Origin of the sequence: Microbacterium sp. CR_7 (assembly GCF_041954755.1) — a bacterium.
GTDB lineage: Bacteria > Actinomycetota > Actinomycetes > Actinomycetales > Microbacteriaceae > Microbacterium.
In genome coordinates this window covers 26,895-47,773 of sequence record NZ_JAVAYF010000008.1, presented here as the reverse complement: position 1 = coordinate 47,773, position 20,879 = coordinate 26,895, and the positions used below count along the sequence as shown (strand labels likewise).

Genomic DNA, 20,879 nt, shown 5'->3' with positions numbered 1-20,879 from the left:
GTGCCCCGTCTCGTCTGCGCTTCACTGCAGGGGCGTGCGCCCCGCGTGCTCGGGAAGGGCCTCGCTCAGCATCCGCTCGGCGAGCTCCGCGAGCTTACGGGTCGCGGGTGACAGCAGCATCCCCTCGCGCTGCACGAGCGCGATCGTGTCGTGCATGGGCTCCGCGAACGGGAACGTGCGGATGCCGGAGGGGAATGCCTCGGACTCGGCGATCGACCGCGACACGATGGTGTCGGCCGTGCCGGCGGCGACGAGGCTCAGCGCTGTCTCGACGTGCTCGACCTCGACCGACGGCTCGATCGTGAGGCCCTGCAGGCGGGCGCGCTCCAGCAACTGCCTGCGCGTGGGATCGTCCCACCCGGCGAAGGCGTCGTACAGCACGAGCTTCGCGTCGACGACCTCGGAGATCGTCACCGGCCCCCCGTCAGCCGGGCGGGTGGAGGAGGCGTAGAGCACTTCGTCGCGGAACAACGGCTTGACCTCGAGGCCGTCCTCGTCGATGGGCAGCACGAGCAGGCCGGCCTCGAGCTCTCCGCGCGCGATGGACCGCGCGACGTGCGCCGAGTTGATGCCGACCAGCCGCAGACGCACGTTCGGATGCCGGTGGTGGAACGTCTCCGCCAGGTCGGCCAGCGCGTAGTACGCCGCGTTGCGCAGCACGCCGAAGGTGCAGATGCCGCGGTCGAGCGAGGCCAGCGACTGGATGGTGTCGATGCCGTTCTGCACGGCGCTGACTGCTTGGGCGGCGTGCGGGCGCAGCTCCTGCGCGGCGGCCGTCGGCACGAGACGGCGGCTGCCGCGCACGAAGAGCGTCGCGTCGAGCTCGCGCTCGAGTCGGGCCACGAGCTCCGACACGGAGGCCTGCGTCATACCCAGGCTCGCCGCCGCCGCGGTGAACGAGCCGTGTTCGAGAGCCGCGAGGAAGGCGGTGAGCTGGGTGATGGTCACAGCCCAATGGTAAACCCGATGCGTGCGTACGGATCATCAGGCTTGTCGGATGGATGCCGCGCATCTAGCCTTCCTGCATGCGTTACTCTCCTGCAGTCCTCGCGCGCCACGAGGGCGCCTTCCACCACCTCAAGACCCCGGGCGTCGACGCTCCGGCCGCACAGCGCGACCCTGCCGTGATCGACACCGTCACGTCGATGCTCGCCGACATCCGCGAGCGCGGCATGGACGCCGTGCTCGACTACGCGAAGAAGCTCGACAACTACCAGGGCGCCGCCATCGAGCTCACGCCCGAGCAGATCGCGAGCAGCGGCGAGCGTCTCGACCCCGCTCTGCGTGAGGCGATCGAACTCGGGGCCGAGCGCACGCAGGCCTTCGCCCGCGAGCAGCGCTCGCACCTGTCCGACTTCGAGACCGAGCTGGTGCCCGGCCTCGTGACCGGGGCGAAGTACATCCCGGTCTCCCGCGTCGGCGCCTACCTGCCCGCCGGACGCTTCCCCCTCACCGCGAGCGCGTTCATGACCGTGGGCGTCGCGAAGGCCGCCGGCGTGCCGACCGTGATCGCCTGCACGCCGCCGCAGCCCGACGGCGGAGCCAACGACGCCGTCGTGTACGCCGCGCATCTCTCCGGCGTCGACCGCGTCTTCGTGATCGGCGGGGTGCAGGCCCTCGCGGCCATGGCCTACGGTCTGCTGGGCGAGCTGCCCGTCGACATGCTCGTCGGCGCCGGCAACGCCTTCGTCGCCGAGGCCAAGCGTCAGCTCTTCGGCACGGTCGCGATCGACCTGCTCGCGGGTCCGAGCGAGGTCGCGGTCATCTCCGACGAGACGGCCGACCCCGAGCTCGTCGCCGCCGACCTGCTGGGGCAGGCCGAGCACGGGCCCAACTCCCCGGCCGCGCTCATCACGACGTCGGAGGAGCACGGTCGTGCGGTGATCGCCGAGATCGATCGACAGCTCGAGACCCTCGCGACCGCCGAGATCGCCGGCGCCGCGTGGCGCGACTACGGCGTCGTGACGGTTGCGAAGGACCGCGAGACGGCCGTCGCCCTCATGGACGACCTCGCTCCGGAGCACCTGGAGATCCTGACGGCCGACGACGACTGGTACCACGAGAACCTGCGCAACTACGGCTCGATCTTCCTCGGCCCGTGGAGCACGGTGGCGTACTCCGACAAGGGCATGGCGGGCACGAACCACGTGCTCCCCACGGCCGGCGGAGCCAAGCACAGCGCCGGCCTCTCGGTGTCGCGCTTCCTCAAGCCGCTCACCTACCAGCGCATCAGCCGGGAGGCGACGCCCGCGCTCGCGGATGCCGTGCAGGTGATCTCGGACTCGGAGGGCATGGCCGCGCACAGCGCGACCGCCACGCTGCGCACCGCCCGCCTCGGCTGACGACTGCGCCGAGGTCGGGGAAGAGCCCGCGGCGATGACAGACGAAGAGCCCGCGTCGATGACGCGGGCTCTTCGTCTGCGTGCCTCGTTCAGCCGCCGGAGGGGTTCTCGACGGGAGTGCCGTCGTCGTCGGTCGTTTCGGCGTCGAGAGTCTCGTCGGAGGCGTCGGGGCCGTCGGTCTCGCCCGTGTAGCGCTTGTCGCCCGTGTCGTCGGGCGCGCCGCCCGAGGCCGTGTCGGCCTCCTCGTCGGAACCGGGGGTGCCCTGCGTGTTCGACGGATCGCTCATGTCGTCCTCCTCTGCTCGTGGTCGATCGTGTTCGACGACCGTAGGTCGCCCTCCGTCTCACCGGTCAGGGGGTTGACCCGTCCCGATCGCGGTGCCAGGGTCGCCCGTTCTCCGCGTCTCGATCTCCCCCGTGCCGGTCGTCAGCGCCGCGTCCGGTGCCCGAGTCCGCGCCCTCGTCGTCGTTCTCCAATCGGATACGACGGCCCTCCTCGACGTCCTTCCGCTCCTTCTCGGCGCGCTTGTCGCTCTGCCGCGTGTCCCGCGCGGGGAGCTGGATGTCGCGCTCGGCCGCTATCCCGCCCTGCAGCTGTCTGCCGCGTTCGAGCTCGGCGTCGAACTCCGCACCGAAGAGCAAGGCGAGATTGGCGATCCACAGCCAGAGCAGGAACACGATCACGCCGGCCATCGACCCGTAGGTGCGCTGGTAGTTCGCGAAGGTCGTGACGTAGAGCACGAAACCGAGCGTGGCGATCGCCAGCACGACGATCGCGACGACCGCGCCGACGCTGATCCAGCGGAACCGCGGCTGCTTCGCATTCGGGGTCGCGTAGTAGAGCACCGCGACCAGGAAGACGACGACGAACAGCAGCAGCGGCCACTTCGCGATGCTCCACCCGATCTGCACGGCCTCGCTCGCGCCGATGGCGGAACCCAGCGCCGACACGACGTCACCGGAGAGCACGAGCACGATGCCCACGATCGTGAGAGACACCACGGTGATGACGGTCACCAGCAGCTGCATCGGCCGCAGCTTCCAGAACGGCCGACCCTCCTCGATCTCATAGATGCGGTTCATGGCCCGGCTGAACGCCCCGACGTACCCCGAGGCCGACCACAGGGCGAGCACGATGCCGGAGACGAGAGCCAGACCGGCGCCCGGTGCCCGGGAGATCTGCTCGATCGGTCCGCGCAGGGCGTCGACGGTCTCCTTCGGGGCGATATCGCCGAGGATGCCCAGCACGGCGTCGGAGGCGGCTCCGTCCTGACCGAAGACGCCGAGGAGCGAGAACACCGCGATCATGCCGGGGAAGATCGACAGCACGGCGTAGTAGGTGAGAGCCGCCGCGCTGTCCATGCACTGATCGGCGGAGAACTCGCGCACGCTCTTGACGAGCACGTACTTCCACGAGCGCTTCTGCAGATCGCCGGGGCTGTCCGGCTTGTCCTCCCGCTCGGGATCGGGCGCGGTGCGCGTCCCGCCCCGATCCGTCCTGTCCTCCGCCATGATGCCTCCTCGACGTCCGCCCGTCGGACGGGCGTCCGCCGGGTCTTACGTCCTACGACCGGGAGGGGGCGCGTCACACGGGGGTTGCGTGATCGGGCGAGGTGTGCGCCGGTTCGTCGGATGCCGTGGACGCGGCCGCGCAAGTACGATGTGGCGCGGGCCCATGATGCTCCGGCGTCTTCCCACGACCCCACCCCCGACCGCGACGACGCGCACTCGTGATGGCGCGAAGGAAAGGCACCCCGTGACCGTCTCCCGACGACCCCTGCACGACGGATGGACCGTATCCCCGGAGCGCGGCCCCGTGCCCCGCGAGATCGCCGAGGCCGGTGCCATCCCGGCGCAGGTGCCGGGCAGCATCCTCACCGACCTGCTGGCGGCCGGGCTCATCCCCGACCCGTACCTCGACGAGAACGAGAAGACGCTGTCGTGGGTAGGGCTGGTCGACTGGACCTACCGCACCGCGTTCGACTGGGCGGGGTCGGATGCCGATGAGCGGCACGACCTCGTGTTCGCCGGCGTGGACACCGTCGCGACGATCCGTCTGAACGGCGTCGAGCTCGCGAGCGTGCAGAACATGCACCGTCCGCACCGCATCGACGTCACGTCGGCGCTGCGCGCGGGCGAGAACGACCTGGAGGTGGCGTTCCGGTCGCCGATCCGCGCCGCGGACGCCGCGAGCCTCGCGCTCGGCGCCCGGCCGCACGCGAACCACCACCCGTACAACTCGATCCGCAAGATGGCGTGCAGCTTCGGGTGGGACTGGGGCATCGACACCGCGACCTCCGGCATCTGGCGTCCCGTAGCCATCGAGAGCTGGTCGGGCGCACGACTCGTGGATGCGCTGATCGCGGGTCACGTCGTGGACGGCGTGCCGCGGGTGCGGGCCACGGCATCCGTCGACGGAGTCGTCGAGGGTCTGCGTGCACGGCTCGTCATCGCGGGCGCGGATTTCGAGGCCGAGTTCGAGGCCGAGGTGCGCGACGGCGCGGTGCTCGTCGAGGGCGATGTGCCGTCGGCCGGGCTCTGGTGGCCGCGCGGCCACGGCGAACAGCCGCTGTACGAGGCCAGGCTGGTGCTGCTGCGCGACGGCGAGGAGATCGACGAGCACGAGCGGCGCGTCGGGTTCCGCTCGGTCGCGGCGCGACTGGACGAGGACGAGCACGGCGTCGGCTTCGCCATCGTCGTGAACGACCGGGTCATCGAGATCCGCGGGGCGAACTGGATCCCTGACGACGCGTTCCCGCACCGCGTCGACCGCGCACGGTACGCCGAGCGGCTCGCACAGGCGGAGTTCGCGGGCCTCAACCTCATCCGCGTCTGGGGCGGCGGCATCTACGAGTCCGACGACTTCTACGCCGAGTGCGACGAACGAGGCCTGCTGACCTGGCAGGACTTCCTGTTCGCGTGCGCGGCGTACTCGGAGGACGAGCCGCTGCGGACCGAGGTCGAACTCGAGGCGCGAGCGGCAGTCGTCCGCCTCGCCTCGCATCCGTCGCTCGTGATCCTCAACGGCAACAACGAGAACATCTGGGGCCGGCAGGAGTGGCGCTGGGAGGGTCGCCTCGACGGCCGCACCTGGGGCGCCGGCTACTACTACGAGCTGCTGCCGGCGATCGTCGCCGAGCTCGCCCCGCACGTGCCCTACACGCCGGGCAGCCCGTTCAGCCCCGACCGCGACGATCGGCAGAACGCCGCGGAGCGCGGCACCATGCATGTCTGGGACACCTGGAACCAGAAGGACTGGACGCACTACCGCGACCACCGTCCGCGGTTCGTCGCGGAGTTCGGGTGGCAGGGGCCGCCCACGTGGAGCACGCTCACCAGAGCCATCGGCGACGACCCGCTCACCCCCGAGTCGCCGGGGATGATCGTGCACCAGAAGGCGATGACCGGCAACGACAAGCTCACCGACGGCCTCGCGCCGCACCTGCCGCTGCCGAACGACATGGACGACTGGCACTGGGCGATGTCGCTCAATCAGGCGGTGGCCGTGCGCACCGCGATCGAGTGGTGGCGGTCGCTCGCCCCGTACAACACCGGCACAATCACCTGGCAGCTCAACGACTGCTGGCCGGTGACCTCCTGGGCCGCGGTCGACGGCGACGGCCGTCGCAAGCCGCTGCTCTTCGCGATGCGTGCGGCGAACGCTGCGCGCCTGACGACGATCCAGCCCGGCGCCGAGGGGCTGACCCTCACCGTTACGAACGACACCGACGAGGAGTGGCGGGCCGAGTTCGCGATCGCCCGGCGGTCGTTCGACGGGGCGGCGCTCGCCGAGCAGACCTGGTCGGTCGCCGTGCCCCCGCGCGGCATCGAGCGGATCGACCTCGACGCCGACGTCGCCACGGCGCAGGATGCCGCGGGTGAACTGATCCGCGCGACCTCCGACGCCGGCGAGGCGACCGCGGAGTGGTTCTTCGCCGAACCGCGCGACTCGTCGCTGCCGGCGGCGTCGACAGAGGTCTCCGCGGAGCGCACCGAGCACGGGTGGACGGTCGAGGTCACGGCCGGCACGCTCGTGCGCGATCTCACTCTGCTCGTCGACCGGATCGACCCGGCGGCCGAGACCGACGAGGCGCTCATCACGCTGCTCCCCGGCGAGACTGCCCGGTTCACCGTGCGCGGAGCAACGGATGCCGACGTCGCGGCGTTCTCGGACCGTCTGGTGCTGCGATCGATGAACGACCTGATCGGACGCGAGGGCTGAGCCCCGCGGCTCCCGCAGGGTAGCGCGCGTCGGTTCTGCGCGCCACCGGGGTCCCGCATCCCTCGCGGCCCTCCACACTGGCGCTATGCCGACCACCGTCTTCCGTCTCGGCGGCCGCGCGCTGCGCGCTGTCATGGCCGTCGTCCTGCTGCTCCGGCGCCCGCGGCCCATCCACGCGCACGGTGTCGTCTTCGAGGGCGACCTCGTGCTCCTCGAGGGACGGAGGGCCTCCGGCATCCGCTGGTTCGACGCGCCGCCGGCAGCGGCCGTACCCGTCGTGGTGCGCGTGTCGCGATCGGTGGGGCTTCCGCCGTGGCTGCCCGACGTGTGGGGACTGGGGGTGCGGTGGACGCACGACGGTCGCGACGTCGACCTGGAGCTCGCGTCGACCGGCGTCGGAGTGCCCGGTCGGCACTTCCTCCTGCCCCGCCGGTCGCCGTCGCGCGCCACGATGAGCAGCATCTTCCCGTACCGATCGCCGCAGGGTCCGGTCCTCCTCGCCGCCCGGACGATGCCGCCACGATCTCTGCCCGCCGACCTCGACGCGCTGCGCGAGGCCGTCGCGCGGCATCCGTGGGTCCTGCGGCTCTACTGCGCGTCGCCGAGGGGAAAGTGGCATCCGATCGGGGAGCTGCGTCTGCGTGACCCGCGCGCGGGCGACGACCCGGACCTGCGCTTCGACATCGATCGCAACCCGCTGCCCGGCGCCGACAGCTACGGCTGGGCGCGGGCGCTGCGCCGGCCGTCGTACCGACTGGCGCAGGGGACGGCCGTCGGCGCCGGTCAGACCAGGGCGTCCTCGACGAGCAGCACACCGCTGTCGATCGCGGAGAACGACAGCACCTTGTAGCCCTCGGACTCGAAGTAGATCGTCGCCCGATCCGCCTCGACACCCGTGACGGTACCGGCGCCCCAGTCCCGGTGGCGGACATTCTGGTCCATCGCGACGGGCGCCTCGGCGATCGCGGCCTCGTCGTCGGCTGCGGCCGAGCTGTCGCGCTGCTCGCAGCGGTCGCAGTTGTCGCACCAGGCCGGGCCGTCGACTCCGAAGTACTCGAGCAGCACCCGGCGCCGGCACTGCATGGTCTCGGCGTACGCACGCATCATCGCTAGACGCGAGTCGGCGATCCGCTCGCGAGACTCCAGGGTCTCCCGCACGGCCTTCGCCGCCTGGGCGGCGGTGACCGGGCGGACCAGGCGCACCCCGTCGGTCGTGTCGACGAGACCCGCATCGACGAGGTCGTTCACGAGACGGGTCACCGTGCGCGGGGGCTTGCCGACGGCATCCGCCAGAGCGCGCAGGTGCGCGCCGGGCTTCGCGACGATCGCGGTGCGCAGCGCGCGGATGTCAGCCGTCTGCACCGAGCGTCTCGTGAAGAAGCGTCGCAGCCCGAGGTCCTCGGGCCGGTAGTGCAGCGCGGTGGTCGCGGGCTCCCCGTCGCGACCGGCGCGTCCGACCTCCTGATAGTACGCGTCCAGCGACTCGGTGACGGTCGCGTGCAGCACGAAGCGCACGTCGGCGCGGTCGATGCCCATGCCGAACGCCGAGGTGGCCACGACGATGTCGAGCGTGCCGTCGCGCCAGCGGTCCTGCACGTCACGCCGCTCCGCGGCCTTGAGTCCCGCGTGGTAGGCGGCGACGCGGCGGTCGTCCGAGGCGATCTCCGCGGCGTAGCTCTCGGCCTCCTTCCGGGTCGCGACGTACACGATGCCCGGCGCGGTCCACGTGCGGGCCTCCTGCACGACCGCGGCCTTCTTCTCGGCGTCGCTCTCGTGCCGGTGCACGACGAGACGGATCTCCGGACGGTCGACGCCGTGCACCTGCACATCGACGTCGGTCATCGACAGCTTCTCGATGATCTCGGCGCGGACCGGCTCCGACGCCGTCGCGGTCATCGCGAGCACGGGCGGGTCGCCGAGGTCGCGGCGCACATCGCCGAGCCGGGCGTAGTCGGGCCGGAAGTCGTGCCCCCACGACGACACGCAGTGCGCCTCGTCGACGACGAACAGCGAGACGCCGGCCGTCGCGAGGCGAGCCACCGTGTCTTCCTTCGCCAGCTGCTCGGGGGCGAGCAGCACGTACACCGGGCCGCCCTGGTCGATCAGCTCCCAGGCGCGAGCGGTGTCGGCGGCGGAGGTCGAGCCGTTGAGCGCGACGGCGGGCGGGGCGGCCGGAGCCTCGCGGATCGAGGCCAGCTGGTCGGCCTGCAGCGCCAGGAGGGGCGAGACGACGAGCACCACACCGCCGCGCCGCGCGCCGGCGACCTGGTAGACCGCCGACTTCCCGCCTCCGGTCGCCAGCACGAGCAGGGTGTCGCGCCCGGCGGCCGCCGAGGTGATGGCCTCGCGCTGCCCGGGCAGCAGCTCCTCCCACCCGAATCCGTCGCGGGCGATGTCGTCGACGGAAGCGGGAGACGTGACGGAAGAGCTCATGACAGCGACGGTAAGTCCGCGATCCGGAACGTGCGCGAGGGTTGACATCGGGATGCCGGTGGCGCACGGCATCCGCTCTCGGTCGCCGGTCGCCGAGACGGCTGGGTGGTGTTTCCGGGGCGGGGCCGCTAGAACGCGTAGCGGATGCGGCACGAGGGCAGGTGTCGGGCGACCAGCCGGGTGAACGCATCGACGTGCGCGCGCTTGAGGTCGGCGCGGTACCGCACGTTGACGGCGCCGTTCTGCGACACCTTCGTCTCCTGCGTCGCCGGAGTCCACAGCAGCTCCTCGGCTTTCGGATGCCAGCCGAGGTTGACCTCGTGCAGCCGCTCGTTGTGGGTGAGGAAGATCACCTCGGCCGCCAGCTGCTGCTTCGCGGCCGGGGACAGCACGTCGTCGAGGTGGACGAGCAGCTCGGTCCAGTCCTCGATCCAGGTGGGCGTGACGATGATCGGCGAGAAGTTGAGGTGCACCTCGTAGCCGGCCTCGACGAAGTCGTTGATCGCCGCGATGCGCTCGGCGATCGGCGAGGTGCGGATGTCGGTGACCTTCGCGACGGATGCCGGCATCAGCGAGAAGCGGATGCGGGTGCGCCCGAGCGGATCCCAGTCGAGCAGATCGCGGTTGACGTACTTCGTCGCGAACGACGCCTTCGCGGTGGGCAGCATGCGGAACAGGTCGCAGACGTCGCGCACGTTCTCGCTGATCATCGCGTCGACCGAGCAGTCGCTGTTCTCGCCGATGTCGTAGACCCACGCGTCGGGGTCGCACTGGTTCGGCTCGGTCTTCGGCCCCTGCTTGCTGACGTGCCTGGCGAGGTGGGCGGTGATGCGGTCGATGTTGGTGAACACGGTCACCGGGTTGCTGTATCCCTTGCGCCGCGGCACATAGCAGTAGGCGCAGGCCATGGCGCAGCCGTTCGCGAGCGAGGGGGCGATGAAGTCCGCCGAGCGGCCGTTGAGGCGCGTGGCCACGCTCTTCTTCTCGCCGAGCACGAGCGCCTCGGTCTTGATGCGCACCCAGCGGGCGACGTTGCTCTCGTCGCCGTGCACCTCCGGTATCTGCCAGTGAGATTCGACGGGCACGATCGTCGCGTCCGGCCACCGGGCGATGATCTCCTGCCCACGGGGCGACCGCGCCGCGTCCGGTTCCGCATAGATCCGCCTGACGTCGAGCAGGGGAGACGGCGCACGCATGCCTCCTGTCTACTCCGGGCCACCGACATCGCCTCCCGCGGACGGCCGGTGGCGCGGCATGCACGGCTCGGACTGGCAGGGTGGAGGGGTGACCAGCGGATCCGACAGGCCAGAGGTGATCGTCGAGCACGTGACCTCGCCGTCGGCGACCACGCGTGTCACGCGGGTGACGACGACCGCGGCGGCTGGTCGAGAGCCGTTCGTGCTGGTCGCGGGCATCGGCGTCTCGGCGAGCTACTTCGAGTTCCTCGCGCCGACGCTCGCGCAGCGGGGAGACGTGTACGCCCTCGACCTCGCCGGATTCGCCGGCGTCGCGAAACCCCGCGGCCGCACGCCGACGATCTCCTTCTTCGCCGACCAGGTCGAGGCGGTCCTGGACCACTACGGACTGTCGACGCCCGTGCTCATCGGCCACTCGATGGGGTCGCAGATCGTCACCGAGGTGCTGACGCGCAGGTCCGACCTGCGGCACGCCGTGCTCGTGAGTCCCGTGGTCGACGAGCAGGAGGCCACGGTGTTCCGACAGGCCGTGCTGTTCCTGCAGTCATCGCTGCGGGAGTCGCTGCATCTGGCCATGATCGCCGTCTCGGCCTACATCCTCTGCGGACCGGTGTACTTCCTCCGGGTGCTCCCGCACATGCTGCGCTACCGGATCACGGATGCCGTCGGCGGGCTCTCCACGCGGATGCTGTTCATCCGCGGCGAGCACGATGCGACCTCGTCGCGGCGATTCCACTCGCGCCTGATCGCCGCCTGCCCCGCGGCGTCTCGCTGGGAGATCAAGGGCGCGGCGCACTCGATCATCAACGCGCATGCCGTGGGGGTCGCGAAGCTCACGATGCGGCACGTCGACGACGAGCTGCCGCGGCGGGGGCGGATGTCCGACGAGGAGGCGCTGACGCCTCCGCCCCTCCGCACCGATCTCGCGATGATCGTCGGTGCGGTCGCGGCGCGGGTGCGCGAGTGGGTGAGCGCGCTGCGCGGCGATGAGGCGGGTGTCGCGGACGCGAAGGAGGACCACGCGCACATCCTCTGGCGGGCGTACCGGGCCGGCGTAAGGCACCCGAAGGACTGACCTCAGGCGGGCTCGGGGGCTCTGGTGTCGGAGGGCTCAGAGCGGGAACGCTGCGAGTGGTCGTGCAGTCCGGAGAGCCCCGCACGCGTGTGCGACCGCACGGCCGCGACGGTCTGCGCCGTGCGAGCGGCGATCTCGTACGGGGTCAGACCGGCGAAGTGGGAGAGAGTGCGCGCGACGGCGTACCGGTGCGCGATGCCGCACAGCCACACGGCGACCGTGTCACGAGAGGCGTCGAAGTCGGCGGCGTACCGCCACGCGTGCAGATAGGTCTCCTGCAGCGCCTCCTCGGCGGCGGTCCTGTCGCGGACGACGCCGAGGATCAGGCCGAACACCTGCGCGGAGGTGAGGTCGTACACCTGGGCGAGTGCGGCCTGGCCGCCTGCGGCGGCTTCGGCCATCAGCCGGCGCTCCGCACCCCGCGCAGCATCCTCGCCGGAGGAGGAGAGCGGGGCGGGAGCGTCCATGCCATGATCGTCGCACGCGGCACGACGTCGCGCGCCTGCTTGAAACGGGCCGGGAAAGGTGGTATCCGGTCGCCCGGATCAGACCCGCCATTGTCCGTTCGCCGCCGCCACCGTCTGGAAGTTGGTCGCGACGACCTGGGAGATGGCGATGAGCGCTCCGAAGTCCTCGGCGTAGGCGGATCGGACGCGCTCGCGCACCTCGGAATGGCGCCTCACGATCGCGCAGGAGCACCTGCGCGCCGGCACCCCGGTAGGCACGATCGCGGCGGAGCTCGGCTATGCCAGCGCCTCGGCGTTCTCGCGCGCGTTCTCCCAGCGGCTCGGATGCAGTCCGAGGGCGTGGCTCGCGCTCGCCGCCTGACGCGCCAGGTGCGGACGCCCTGAGCATCCGCGCTAATAATGCGTATTATCACGTTGACCATCTCGGTCCTCTGTCGCCAGAGTGAGGGAACACCCCGCAGGCGATCAAGGAGGATCGATGCCGCACCACCGCTCGACGCAGGCCGATGTCGCGGCTCTCGCCGGCGTCAGCCAGGCGACGGTCAGCATCGTGCTGAGCGGGCACACGCCGAAGGGCGTGCGCATCTCGGAGGCCACGCGCAACCGGGTGCTCGAGGCGCTCCGCATCACGGGGTACTCGGCCAACCCGGTGGCGCAGCGCCTCGCCGGCGGCAAGAACCAGCTGCTCGGCGTCTTCACCTACGAGAAGACGTTCCCGCGCGGAGGCCGTGACTTCTACGGGGCTTTCCTGAACGGCATCGAGGAGGCGGCCGAGCAGCTCGGCGTCGACATGCTGCTGTTCACCTCGGCCCGGGTGGTCGACGGACGACGCCGGCTCGCGGGCGACGGGTGGCAGCGGTTGGGCATCGCCGACGGATGCCTGCTGCTCGGCCAGCAGGAGGACCGCGAAGAGCTGCAGCACCTGCTCGACACGAACTACCCGTTCGTCTTCATCGGCAAGCGCGAGACCGACAAGCACCTGCTGCCGTACGTCGGGGCCGACTACGTCACGGCCACCGCCCGACAGATTGATCGGCTCGTCGCTCTCGGGCACACCCAGATCGCCTATGCGGGCGCGCGCAGCGACGACCAGTCCACCCGCGACCGCGTCGACGGCTACCGCGACGCGATGAAGGCCAAGGGGCTCGCGCCCCGCTTCCTCGACCTGCGAGACGGCGCCCGCGGCATCGACGAGATCGTCGAGCGCGGCATCACCGCCCTGCTGCTCGCCCCCGAGAACGACCCGGACGAGATCGCCGACGCGCTCGAGGCGAGGGGGCTCGCCGTGCCACGCGATCTCTCGGTCGTGCTGCTGGGTCAGCCGCACCTGCCGCTGCGCCGCGGGCGCCGGTGGTCGGGCTTCTCCGTCCCGCGGGAGGAGATGGGCGCCCGCGCCCTCGTGCTGCTCTCGCGGATCGTGCATCAGGATGCCGAGCCGAACCGCCGCTCCTCGGTCCGCCCGTCCGCCGCCCTGCGGCTCACGGACGCCGACTACCACCAGATCATCGACTGTCCGGACGTCGAGGGCGACACCGTCGCGCTGGCGCCCTCCCTCACCCGACCCTTCGAAAGGAACCCTTCGTGACAACGCGAGAACTGACCACCGACATCCTCGTCGTGGGCGCCGGACTCGGCGGCGTGGCCGCCGCCCTCGCCGCCGCCGACCGAGGTGCCCACGTGATCCTCACCGAGGAGTACCCGTGGATCGGCGGCCAGCTCACCTCGCAGGCGGTGCCGCCCGACGAGCACCCCTGGGTGGAGGAGTTCGGCATCACCGCCCGCTACCGGCAGCTGCGCGACGGCATCCGCGAGGTCTACCGTCGCCGCTACCCGCTGACGGATGCCGCGAAGGGCCGCGCCGACCTCAACCCCGGTGCGGGCTGGGTGTCGAAGCTGTGCCACGAGCCGCGGATCGCGGTCGGCGTGCTGGAGGAGATGCTCGCCCCGCACCGGTCGACGGGCCGCGTCCGCCTGCTGGAACGCGTGCGCCCTGTCTCGGCCGACGTCGACGGAGACCGCATCACCCGCGTCACGCTGCAGTCCGAGGTCGACGGCGAGACCGTCTCGGTCACCGCGCAGTACGTGCTCGACGCGACCGAGACGGGCGAGCTGCTGCCGCTGTCGGGCACCGAGTACGTGACCGGCTTCGAGTCGCGCGCCGAGACCGGCGAGCCCAGCGCCCCCGACGAGGCCCAGCCCGACAACGTGCAGGCGCTCAGCGTGTGCTTCGCGATCGAGCACGTCGACGGCGACCACACGATCGAGCGCCCAGCCGACTACGACTTCTGGCGCGACTACCTGCCCGAGGCCTGGCAGGGCAGCCGGATGCTGTCGTGGGAGGCCCCGAACCCCCGCACCCTCGAGATGGGCACGCGCGCGTTCGACCCCAACCCGGGCGACGACGTCGCCGAGGTCGACGCCGACCAGTCGCGCAATGCGGGCGACGCGAACCTGTGGACGTTCCGCCGCATCGCCGCGCGCGACCAGTTCGAGCAGGGCTTCTACGAGAGCGACATCTGCCTCGTGAACTGGCCCAGCATCGACTACTTCCTCGCCCCGGTGCTCGATGTGTCGCGCGACGAGGAGCTCGAGCACTACCGGCGGGCACGGCAGCTCTCGTTGTCGATGATGTACTGGATGCAGACCGAGGCGCCGCGCGCCGACGGCGGCACCGGATACCCCGGTCTGCGGCTGCGCCCCGACGTGATGGGGTCGGACGACGGGCTCGCCCAGGCCCCGTACCACCGCGAGTCGCGGCGCATCAGGGCGCTCACCACGGTCACCGAGAACGATGTGTCGTACGACGTGCGCGGCGACGAGGGCGCGACCAGGTACGAGGAGTCCGTCGGCGTCGGCATGTACCGCATCGACCTGCACCCCTCCACGGGCGGCGACACCTACATCGACGTGGCCTCCACGCCCTTCGAGATCCCGCTCGGCGCGCTCATCCCGCAGCGCACCGCCAACCTGCTCGCCGCGAACAAGAACATCGGCACGACGCACATCACGAACGGCTGCTACCGGCTGCACCCCGTGGAGTGGAACGTCGGAGAGGCGGCCGGCCACCTCGCCGCCTTCTGCGCCGCGACGGACACCACTCCGCACGAGGTGCACGGCGACGCCGGCATCCGCTCCGACTACCAGCGCGAGCTGGAGGCCGCCGGCGTCGAGCTGCACTGGCCGGAGGGCCGCGTCTACGCCTACTGACCACCCACCACTACCCACCCGAATCACAGCACAGCAAGGAGAAGACAACCATGAGCACATCCGCATCGCGTCGTCGGCGTCTGCCGCTGACGGCCGGGGCCGGCATCGCCGCCGTCGCCCTCGTGCTCGCCGGATGCAGCGGGAGCCCCGAGGGCGCCGCCACCCCCGACGAGCCCGTCGAGCTCCGCATGACGGTCTGGACGGCCGACGAGACGCAGCTCGGCCTGTTCCAGGAGATCGCCGACGAGTACGTCGCCGAGAACCCGGAGCTGGTCTCGAAGGTCACCTTCGAGCCGATCCCGTTCGACGACTACACGACGACGCTCACCACCCAGCTCGCGGGAGGCAACGCCCCCGACCTCGGCTGGATCCTCGAGAGCTACGCCCCGGAGTTCGTCTCCTCGGGCGCCCTCTACGACATCACCGACACGCTGCAGGACCACGAAGGGTACGAGTACGACGACCTGCTCGACTCCTCGCTCGCGCTGTGGCAGCAGGACGACAAGCTCTTCGCGTACCCGTTCTCGAACAGCCCGTTCGCCGTGTTCGTGAACACCGACCAGATCGCCGCGGCCGGTCAGCCGAACCCGGCCGACCTCGTGGCCTCGGGCGACTGGACGTTCGACGCGGCCCGCGACATCTCCGCCGCCTCCGCCGCGACCTCGGGCAAGCAGGGCCTCGTGGTGCGCGACTTCGACTACAAGGTGTGGGAGAACCTCGCCACCATCTGGTCGTCGTTCGGCGCCTCGCCGTGGAGCGAGGACGGCGCCAGCTGCACGCTGACCGACCCCGAGATGGTCGACGCGATGACGTGGATCCACGACGCGATCTTCGTCGACAAGGCGATGCCCGGACCGGGGGTCACCGCCGACTTCTTCGCCGGGGACGCCGCGATGACGATCACGCAGATCAGTCGTGCGTCGGCTCTCGACGACTCGTTCGGGTGGGACGTCGTGCCGCTGCCGGACGGACCGGAGGGGCGCCAGAACGTGATCGGACAGGCCGGCATCGGCGTGTTCGCGAACGCCGAGAACCCCGGCGTCGCCGCCGACTTCCTCGCCTACTTCACGGCGCCGGAGAACGCCGAGAAGCTCGCGGCGTACTTCCCGCCGCCCCGCGAGTCGCTGCTGAACGCCGAGACCCTCGCCGCCGGCAACCCGCGCCTGACCGAGGAGCAGCTGCAGGCCGTGGTCGTCGACGGGATCCAGGATGCCGTGACGAAGCCGGCGCACCCGAACTTCGCCAAGATCCAGGACACGGTGCGTGCGCAGCTCGACGCCCTGTGGACCGCGGACGCCGACGTGGAGTCCGTGCTCGGCAGCACCTGCGAGACGATCGCTCCGCTTCTGGAGGGCTGATCGCATGACATCCTCCGCCGTCCTCGCGGCGGCCGACACCGCGGAGCGGAAGGGGCGTCCCGCACGCCCCCGCCGCTCCGCGGCGACGCGGCAGGACTGGATCGTCGGGTACACGATGGTCGCTCCGGTCGTGCTCGGCGCCGTCGCCTTCGTCATCGTCCCGCTCGTCGCCGTGATCTGGTTCTCGCTGCACGACTGGAACGTGCTCGCCAACACCTTCGTGTTCGCAGGAGCCGACAACTACGAGCGGATGCTGGCCGACCCCGGACTCAGGGACTCGCTGCTCGCGAGCCTGTGGTTCTCGATCGGGCTGGTCGTGCTCAACGTCACGCTCGCCCTCTTCCTCGCGGTGCTGCTCAACCAGAAGCTGCCGGGGACGACGACCTTCCGCACGTTCTTCTTCTCGCCGGTCGTCGTCTCGCTCGTCGCGTGGACCATCGTCTGGAGCTTCCTGCTGCAGTCCGACGGCGGCATCAACGGCTTCCTCGCCACCGTGGGAATCGAGGGGCCGAACTGGCTGCGCAACGACGTCACGGCGATGCTGGCCGTGATCGTCGTCCAGGTGTTCAAGAACGTCGGCCTCAACATGATCCTGTTCCTCGCCGCGCTCCAGGGCGTACCCGAGGAGATCGGCGAGGCCGCGAAGATCGACGGAGCCGGCGCCTGGCGTCGCTTCCGCTCGATCACGCTGCCGATGATCAGCCCGACGATCCTGCTCGTGATGATTCTCACCATCGTCGGCTCGCTCGAGGTGTTCGCGCAGATCGCGGTGCTCACCGGAGGCGGCCCTGGCAACTCCACGACCGTGCTCGTGTACTACCTGTATCAACAGGCGTTCCGCTTCAACGACTTCGGCTACGCGAGCGCCATCGCCGTGCTGATGTTCCTCATCGTGCTCGTGCTGACGCTCGTGCAATGGCAGACCAGGAAGAGGTGGGTCTTCAATGAGAACTGACGTCATCGACCGGCCGGAGTCCCTCAGCACCCGTGCCGTCACGACCGGATCGCCGGAGCGGCGCGAGCGGCCGGGCGCCGCCACCCGCCGCCGGCGCTGGTTCGCGGGAGGCCTCATCGCGCTGATGGCCGTGCTCAGCATCCCCTTCGTCTTCCCGACGCTGTGGATGATCACGAGCAGCTTCAAGCCGATGAGCGAGATCCTCCAGAAGGTCCCGACCCTGTGGCCGGCGAACCCGACGGCCGAGGCGTACGGCGAGGTGTTCCGCCTGCAGCCGTTCGCGCAGCAGTACGGGAACAGCCTCTACATCGCCGCGCTCGTCACGGTGGGCACGATGCTCGTCGCCGCCATGGCCGGGTACGCGTTCGCCCGCATCCGCTTCCCCGGCGCGAACGCGCTCTTCCTCGTGGTGCTCGTGGGGCTGCTGGTGCCCAGCGAGGTGACGATCGTCCCGCTGTTCCGCTTCGTGAACTCCCTGGGGCTGATCAACACGCACTGGCCGCTGATCGTCATCCCCGTGCTCGGGGCGCCGGCGGTGCTCGCGGTGTTCATCATGCGCCAGTTCTTCCTCGGGCTGCCGACGGAGCTGGAGGAAGCCGGGCGCATGGACGGTCTCGGCCGCTGGGGCATCTTCTGGCGCATCGCGTTCCCGCTGGCTCGACCCGCGCTCGCCGCGGTCGCGATCTTCACGTTCCTGAAGTCGTGGAACCTGTACCTCGAGCCGATCGTGTACCTGTCGAGCAAGGACATGTTCACGCTGCCGCAGGCGCTGACGCAGTACGTCGACGCCTACGGCGGGCCGATGTGGAACGTGCAGCTCGCCGCCACGACGCTCACGGTCGTGCCCGTGCTGGTCGTGTTCCTGTTCGCGCAGAAGCAGTTCGTGCAGGGGCTCGCCCACACCGGTCTGAAGGGCTGACCCGCAACTCCGGTGCCGGCCGGAGCCACGGGCACAGCGAAGAGGCTTCCTTCTGTTCGGAGGCGGCCTCTTCGCTGACGCGGTCTACGCGCTGTTCTGCACGGAGAGGCTGCAGCGAGCTTGTGGAGGGGCTGACGGGAATCGAACCCGCGCTGTCTGCTTGGGAAGCAGAAGTTCTGCCATTGAACTACAGCCCCGTACCCGTTCCGAAGACCGGGTGATCGCAAGCCTACCCGCCAGGCACGTCACGACCAAAGCGTCGCGCCGACACGGCAACTAGGCTGGTGCCGTGCTTCTCAGCGATCGCGACATCAGGGCAGAACTCGCATCGGGCCGGATCGGCCTGCAGCCGCACGAGCCGGAGATGATCCAGCCGTCGAGCGTCGACGTGCGTCTGGACCGCTACTTCCGGCTGTTCGACAACCACAAGTACCCGTTCATCGATCCGTCGGTCGATCAGCCGGAGCTCACGCGGCTGATCGAGGTCGACCCCGACGAGCCGTTCATCCTGCACCCGGGGGAGTTCGCGCTCGGGGCGACGTTCGAGCAGGTCACGCTCGCGGAAGACGTGGCTGCGCGTCTCGAGGGCAAGTCGTCACTGGGGCGCCTCGGGCTCATCACCCACTCGACCGCCGGCTTCATCGACCCCGGCTTCACGGGGCACGTGACGCTCGAGCTCGCGAACGTCGCGACGCTGCCGATCAAGCTGTGGCCGGGCATGAAGATCGGGCAGCTGTGCTTCTTCCGCCTGACGTCCCCGGCCGAGAACCCGTACGGATCGGGTCCCTACGGCAACCGTTACCAGGGGCAGCGGGGGCCGACGGCATCCCGGTCGTTCCAGAATTTCCACCGCACGGACGTCGGGGTCACCGACGTCGGAGCCCTCGGAGGCTGACATGAGCGACGACAGCACGCGCCCGCAGGACGACTCGGCGGATGCTGTCGCGCCACCGCCCGCGACGCCGGATCCCGACGAGCTGCTCGCCGCGCCCCCGGCATCCGCCACCCCCGTCCCGGAGGGGCTGCTGACGCCGCCCCCGGCATCCGACGCCCCCGTGCCCGAGGGGCTGCTGACGCCTCCGCCCGCCGACATCGCACCCGCGGGCGCCGTGATCCCCCCTCCGCCGGCGGATGCCGAGCTGCCGGCGACCCGCAGCGCTCGCCGCCGTCCGGCCGTGCTCGCGGACGACGCTCCGTCGGCTGTCGCCGACGACTGGGCCCGCCCGTCGGTGGCACCGCAGGATCCGGACCCCGGGTCGTATCGCGGCCTCGCGGTCGCGGTCTTCGCAGTGCTCGTGTTGCTGCTGATCGGCGCGATCGCGGGCGCGGCCTACCTCGCGACGTCGGTCGGGCTGCCGTTCGCGGCGGATGCCGTCGCCCCGCCGACCTCGACGGCATCCGCGCTCCTGGGCTGACGGGGTCGCGCCGCCACCCTCCCTCTTTCAGCGCCTTCGCGAGGCGCCTTCAGCGCGTTTGCGCGGCTCTTTCAGCGCGTTCGCGCGGCTCGTTCAGCGCGTTCGCGAGGCGAGCGCGAACGCGGGGACGGCGACGGCCACGACGACGACGTGCATGACCATGAGCGCGATCACGGCGCCGGTGGTCGTGCCGGGGATGAACCCCAGCGCCAGCAGCAGCACGTCGGGGACGAACGAGGCGACCGTCACCAGCGGGACGAGTATCGACAGCATCCGGCGCGGATCCTTCGCGCGCCGGGTCACGAGCGACCAGCCGACCCACCCGGCGGCGACTCCGAGCGCCGTGAAGAGTCCGAACGCGGGCGGGGTGAGGGGGCCGTAGGCGGCGGGTGCGCCGGTCGCGATCGCGACGGCGGCGACCACGGCATTGAGTGCGATCGCGATGGCGACGGCGGCGGTGAGGATCAGCGCCGCGCCGGCCCGTGAACGGGTCGCGGTGGGCTCTGCGGACGTGGTGGTGACCATGACGACTCCTTGCTCGAGGAATACGGTACTGACCAGTACCGCTATATACGGTACTGCTCGATCCCGGAATGTACAATGGCCACGTGGGAGCGGACGAGGCGAGCAGGGCGGCTGGTCGCCCGCGCGACCCCGGAGTCGAGGCGGCGATCCTCTCGGCGGTGCAGGACCTGCTCATCGAAGAGGGCTACGACGGCACGACCATCGCGGCGGTGGCGGAGCGGGCCCGGTGCGGCCGGTCGGCGATCTACCGCCGCTGGGAGACCAAGGCCGAGCTCGTGGTCGCGGCGGTCCGCGCTCTGCAGGTCACGGCCGAGGCTCCCGACACCGGCACCCTGCGCGGTGACCTGCTCGCCGCCGCGCTGCATTTCGCCGACGCCGACGAGCGGACCGCGACGGTGCTCGCCGGCATCCTCAGCGAGATCGGCCGCGACGACGAGCTCAGAACCGTCGCCTATCGGGTGATCGGCGGACCGCCCGTCGCCGTGCTGACGACCGTGATCGAGCGGTGGAAGGACCGCGGCGAGGTGCGCGCCGATGCGCCCGTCGCGCTCATCGCCGGGATCGTGCCGACGGCGGCGTTCGGCAGCGTGAGCCTGCGGCGACGGGCGCTCGATCCGGAGACGGTCGCGGAGCTCATCGACCAGGTGGTGCTGCCGGCCTTGCGGTAGTCGCCGGGGTGGGTCGCCGTGCGGCGTCGTCGGCTCGGGAGAAATCCGCGGAGACGCGGAGAGCCCCACCCTGCGTGAGGGTGGGGCTCCAGGGGAT

21 protein-coding genes and 1 tRNA gene are annotated in these 20,879 nt (G+C 70.8%); 13 read left to right on the top strand and 9 right to left on the bottom strand.

From position 1 onward, the window contains the following. Positions 1–21: 21 nt before the first annotated feature. The gene (locus tag RAC81_RS15745; protein ID WP_375083226.1) at positions 22–948 is read right to left on the bottom strand and encodes a LysR family transcriptional regulator; all 927 of its coding nucleotides are present in this window, start codon (positions 946–948) and stop codon (positions 22–24) included. 77 nt (positions 949–1,025) lie between these two features. Here RAC81_RS15745 and hisD point away from each other — a divergent pair, with 77 nt between their 5' ends. Then, positions 1,026–2,342, top strand: coding sequence for a histidinol dehydrogenase (gene hisD / locus RAC81_RS15740; protein WP_375083225.1), 1,317 nt, complete (start codon positions 1,026–1,028; stop codon positions 2,340–2,342). Positions 2,343–2,431: 89 nt separating this feature from the next. Here hisD and RAC81_RS15735 read toward each other — a convergent pair whose 3' ends face one another. Together RAC81_RS15735 and RAC81_RS15730 are read right to left on the bottom strand one after the other, a co-directional pair. Next, positions 2,432–2,629, bottom strand: coding sequence for a hypothetical protein (locus tag RAC81_RS15735; RefSeq protein WP_375083224.1), 198 nt, complete (start codon positions 2,627–2,629; stop codon positions 2,432–2,434). Between the two features lie 64 nt (positions 2,630–2,693). Continuing rightward, positions 2,694–3,854, bottom strand: coding sequence for a YihY/virulence factor BrkB family protein (locus RAC81_RS15730; RefSeq protein WP_375083223.1), 1,161 nt, complete (start codon positions 3,852–3,854; stop codon positions 2,694–2,696). Positions 3,855–4,098: 244 nt separating this feature from the next. Between RAC81_RS15730 and RAC81_RS15725 the strand changes: the two genes are divergently transcribed. After that, positions 4,099–6,564 (top strand): glycoside hydrolase family 2 protein, encoded by a 2,466-nt coding sequence (locus tag RAC81_RS15725; protein WP_375083222.1) that lies wholly within the window; start codon positions 4,099–4,101, stop codon positions 6,562–6,564. An 85-nt stretch (positions 6,565–6,649) separates the two neighbouring features. Continuing rightward, positions 6,650–7,414: a hypothetical protein gene (locus tag RAC81_RS15720; RefSeq protein WP_375083221.1), complete on the top strand. Its 765-nt coding sequence runs from the start codon at positions 6,650–6,652 to the stop codon at positions 7,412–7,414. On the opposite strand, the gene RAC81_RS15715 is transcribed toward RAC81_RS15720, so the two are convergent. Together RAC81_RS15715 and RAC81_RS15710 are read right to left on the bottom strand one after the other, a co-directional pair. Further along, positions 7,348–8,997, bottom strand: coding sequence for a RecQ family ATP-dependent DNA helicase (locus tag RAC81_RS15715; RefSeq protein ID WP_375083220.1), 1,650 nt, complete (start codon positions 8,995–8,997; stop codon positions 7,348–7,350). The genes RAC81_RS15720 and RAC81_RS15715 overlap by 67 nt on opposite strands. A 128-nt stretch (positions 8,998–9,125) precedes the next feature. Beyond that, positions 9,126–10,193 carry a spore photoproduct lyase family protein gene (locus RAC81_RS15710; protein WP_375083219.1) on the bottom strand — a complete coding sequence of 356 codons (1,068 nt, stop codon included), beginning with the start codon at positions 10,191–10,193 and terminating at the stop codon, positions 9,126–9,128. Positions 10,194–10,281: 88 nt separating this feature from the next. Between RAC81_RS15710 and RAC81_RS15705 the strand changes: the two genes are divergently transcribed. Continuing rightward, entirely contained in the window at positions 10,282–11,268 is a 987-nt protein-coding gene (locus RAC81_RS15705; protein WP_375083218.1) for an alpha/beta fold hydrolase, read from the top strand. Positions 11,269–11,270: 2 nt separating this feature from the next. Here RAC81_RS15705 and RAC81_RS15700 read toward each other — a convergent pair whose 3' ends face one another. Then, on the bottom strand, positions 11,271–11,735 hold the full coding sequence (locus tag RAC81_RS15700; protein ID WP_375083217.1) for a sigma factor: 465 nt from the start codon (positions 11,733–11,735) through the stop codon (positions 11,271–11,273). Between the two features lie 78 nt (positions 11,736–11,813). Beyond that, positions 11,814–11,981, bottom strand: a complete 168-nt coding sequence (locus RAC81_RS15695) for a hexameric tyrosine-coordinated heme protein (RefSeq protein ID WP_375083216.1) — start codon at positions 11,979–11,981, stop codon at positions 11,814–11,816. On the opposite strand from RAC81_RS15695, the gene RAC81_RS15690 reads away from it, so the two are divergent. From RAC81_RS15690 to RAC81_RS15665, 6 genes are all read left to right on the top strand, one after another. Then, positions 11,953–12,096: a helix-turn-helix domain-containing protein gene (locus RAC81_RS15690; protein ID WP_375083302.1), complete on the top strand. Its 144-nt coding sequence runs from the start codon at positions 11,953–11,955 to the stop codon at positions 12,094–12,096. The genes RAC81_RS15695 and RAC81_RS15690 overlap by 29 nt on opposite strands. Before the next feature lie 117 nt (positions 12,097–12,213). Next, positions 12,214–13,320, top strand: coding sequence for a LacI family DNA-binding transcriptional regulator (locus tag RAC81_RS15685; protein WP_375083215.1), 1,107 nt, complete (start codon positions 12,214–12,216; stop codon positions 13,318–13,320). Then, positions 13,317–14,942 (top strand): FAD-dependent oxidoreductase, encoded by a 1,626-nt coding sequence (locus RAC81_RS15680; protein WP_375083214.1) that lies wholly within the window; start codon positions 13,317–13,319, stop codon positions 14,940–14,942. The genes RAC81_RS15685 and RAC81_RS15680 overlap by 4 nt, the downstream gene beginning before the upstream one ends. Positions 14,943–14,992: 50 nt before the next feature. After that, a complete protein-coding gene (locus RAC81_RS15675; RefSeq protein WP_375083213.1) occupies positions 14,993–16,300 on the top strand; it encodes an ABC transporter substrate-binding protein in 1,308 nt (435 codons plus the stop codon). 4 nt (positions 16,301–16,304) lie between these two features. Next, entirely contained in the window at positions 16,305–17,255 is a 951-nt protein-coding gene (locus tag RAC81_RS15670; protein ID WP_096714479.1) for a carbohydrate ABC transporter permease, read from the top strand. Beyond that, positions 17,245–18,174, top strand: a complete 930-nt coding sequence (locus RAC81_RS15665; protein WP_375083212.1) for a carbohydrate ABC transporter permease — start codon at positions 17,245–17,247, stop codon at positions 18,172–18,174. The genes RAC81_RS15670 and RAC81_RS15665 overlap by 11 nt, the downstream gene beginning before the upstream one ends. 123 nt (positions 18,175–18,297) lie before the next feature. On the opposite strand, the gene RAC81_RS15660 is transcribed toward RAC81_RS15665, so the two are convergent. Further along, positions 18,298–18,371: transfer RNA gene (locus RAC81_RS15660), tRNA-Gly, on the bottom strand. 92 nt (positions 18,372–18,463) lie between these two features. On the opposite strand from RAC81_RS15660, the gene dcd reads away from it, so the two are divergent. Together dcd and RAC81_RS15650 are read left to right on the top strand one after the other, a co-directional pair. Then, the gene (gene dcd, locus RAC81_RS15655; RefSeq protein WP_375083211.1) at positions 18,464–19,069 is read left to right on the top strand and encodes a dCTP deaminase; all 606 of its coding nucleotides are present in this window, start codon (positions 18,464–18,466) and stop codon (positions 19,067–19,069) included. A 1-nt stretch (position 19,070) separates the two neighbouring features. Next, positions 19,071–19,589, top strand: a complete 519-nt coding sequence (locus RAC81_RS15650) for a hypothetical protein (RefSeq protein ID WP_375083210.1) — start codon at positions 19,071–19,073, stop codon at positions 19,587–19,589. 93 nt (positions 19,590–19,682) lie between these two features. Here the strand turns inward: RAC81_RS15650 and RAC81_RS15645 are convergent, their stop codons facing one another. Then, on the bottom strand, positions 19,683–20,114 hold the full coding sequence (locus RAC81_RS15645; RefSeq protein ID WP_375083209.1) for a DUF6069 family protein: 432 nt from the start codon (positions 20,112–20,114) through the stop codon (positions 19,683–19,685). An 83-nt stretch (positions 20,115–20,197) separates the two neighbouring features. On the opposite strand from RAC81_RS15645, the gene RAC81_RS15640 reads away from it, so the two are divergent. Next, entirely contained in the window at positions 20,198–20,782 is a 585-nt protein-coding gene (locus RAC81_RS15640) for a TetR/AcrR family transcriptional regulator (RefSeq protein ID WP_375083208.1), read from the top strand. Positions 20,783–20,879 lie beyond the last annotated feature (97 nt).

Coding starts and splice junctions, on each gene's coding strand:
- RAC81_RS15650 (WP_375083210.1), top strand. CDS start 19,071: ATGAGCGACGACAGCACGCGCCCGCAGGACGACTCGGCGGATGCTGTC.
- RAC81_RS15710 (WP_375083219.1), bottom strand. CDS start 10,193: ATGCGTGCGCCGTCTCCCCTGCTCGACGTCAGGCGGATCTATGCGGAA.
- RAC81_RS15665 (WP_375083212.1), top strand. CDS start 17,245: ATGAGAACTGACGTCATCGACCGGCCGGAGTCCCTCAGCACCCGTGCC.
- RAC81_RS15675 (WP_375083213.1), top strand. CDS start 14,993: ATGAGCACATCCGCATCGCGTCGTCGGCGTCTGCCGCTGACGGCCGGG.
- RAC81_RS15735 (WP_375083224.1), bottom strand. CDS start 2,629: ATGAGCGATCCGTCGAACACGCAGGGCACCCCCGGTTCCGACGAGGAG.
- RAC81_RS15730 (WP_375083223.1), bottom strand. CDS start 3,854: ATGGCGGAGGACAGGACGGATCGGGGCGGGACGCGCACCGCGCCCGAT.
- RAC81_RS15685 (WP_375083215.1), top strand. CDS start 12,214: ATGCCGCACCACCGCTCGACGCAGGCCGATGTCGCGGCTCTCGCCGGC.
- RAC81_RS15700 (WP_375083217.1), bottom strand. CDS start 11,735: ATGGACGCTCCCGCCCCGCTCTCCTCCTCCGGCGAGGATGCTGCGCGG.
- hisD (WP_375083225.1), top strand. CDS start 1,026: ATGCGTTACTCTCCTGCAGTCCTCGCGCGCCACGAGGGCGCCTTCCAC.
- RAC81_RS15715 (WP_375083220.1), bottom strand. CDS start 8,997: ATGAGCTCTTCCGTCACGTCTCCCGCTTCCGTCGACGACATCGCCCGC.
- RAC81_RS15670 (WP_096714479.1), top strand. CDS start 16,305: ATGACATCCTCCGCCGTCCTCGCGGCGGCCGACACCGCGGAGCGGAAG.
- RAC81_RS15720 (WP_375083221.1), top strand. CDS start 6,650: ATGCCGACCACCGTCTTCCGTCTCGGCGGCCGCGCGCTGCGCGCTGTC.
- RAC81_RS15645 (WP_375083209.1), bottom strand. CDS start 20,114: ATGGTCACCACCACGTCCGCAGAGCCCACCGCGACCCGTTCACGGGCC.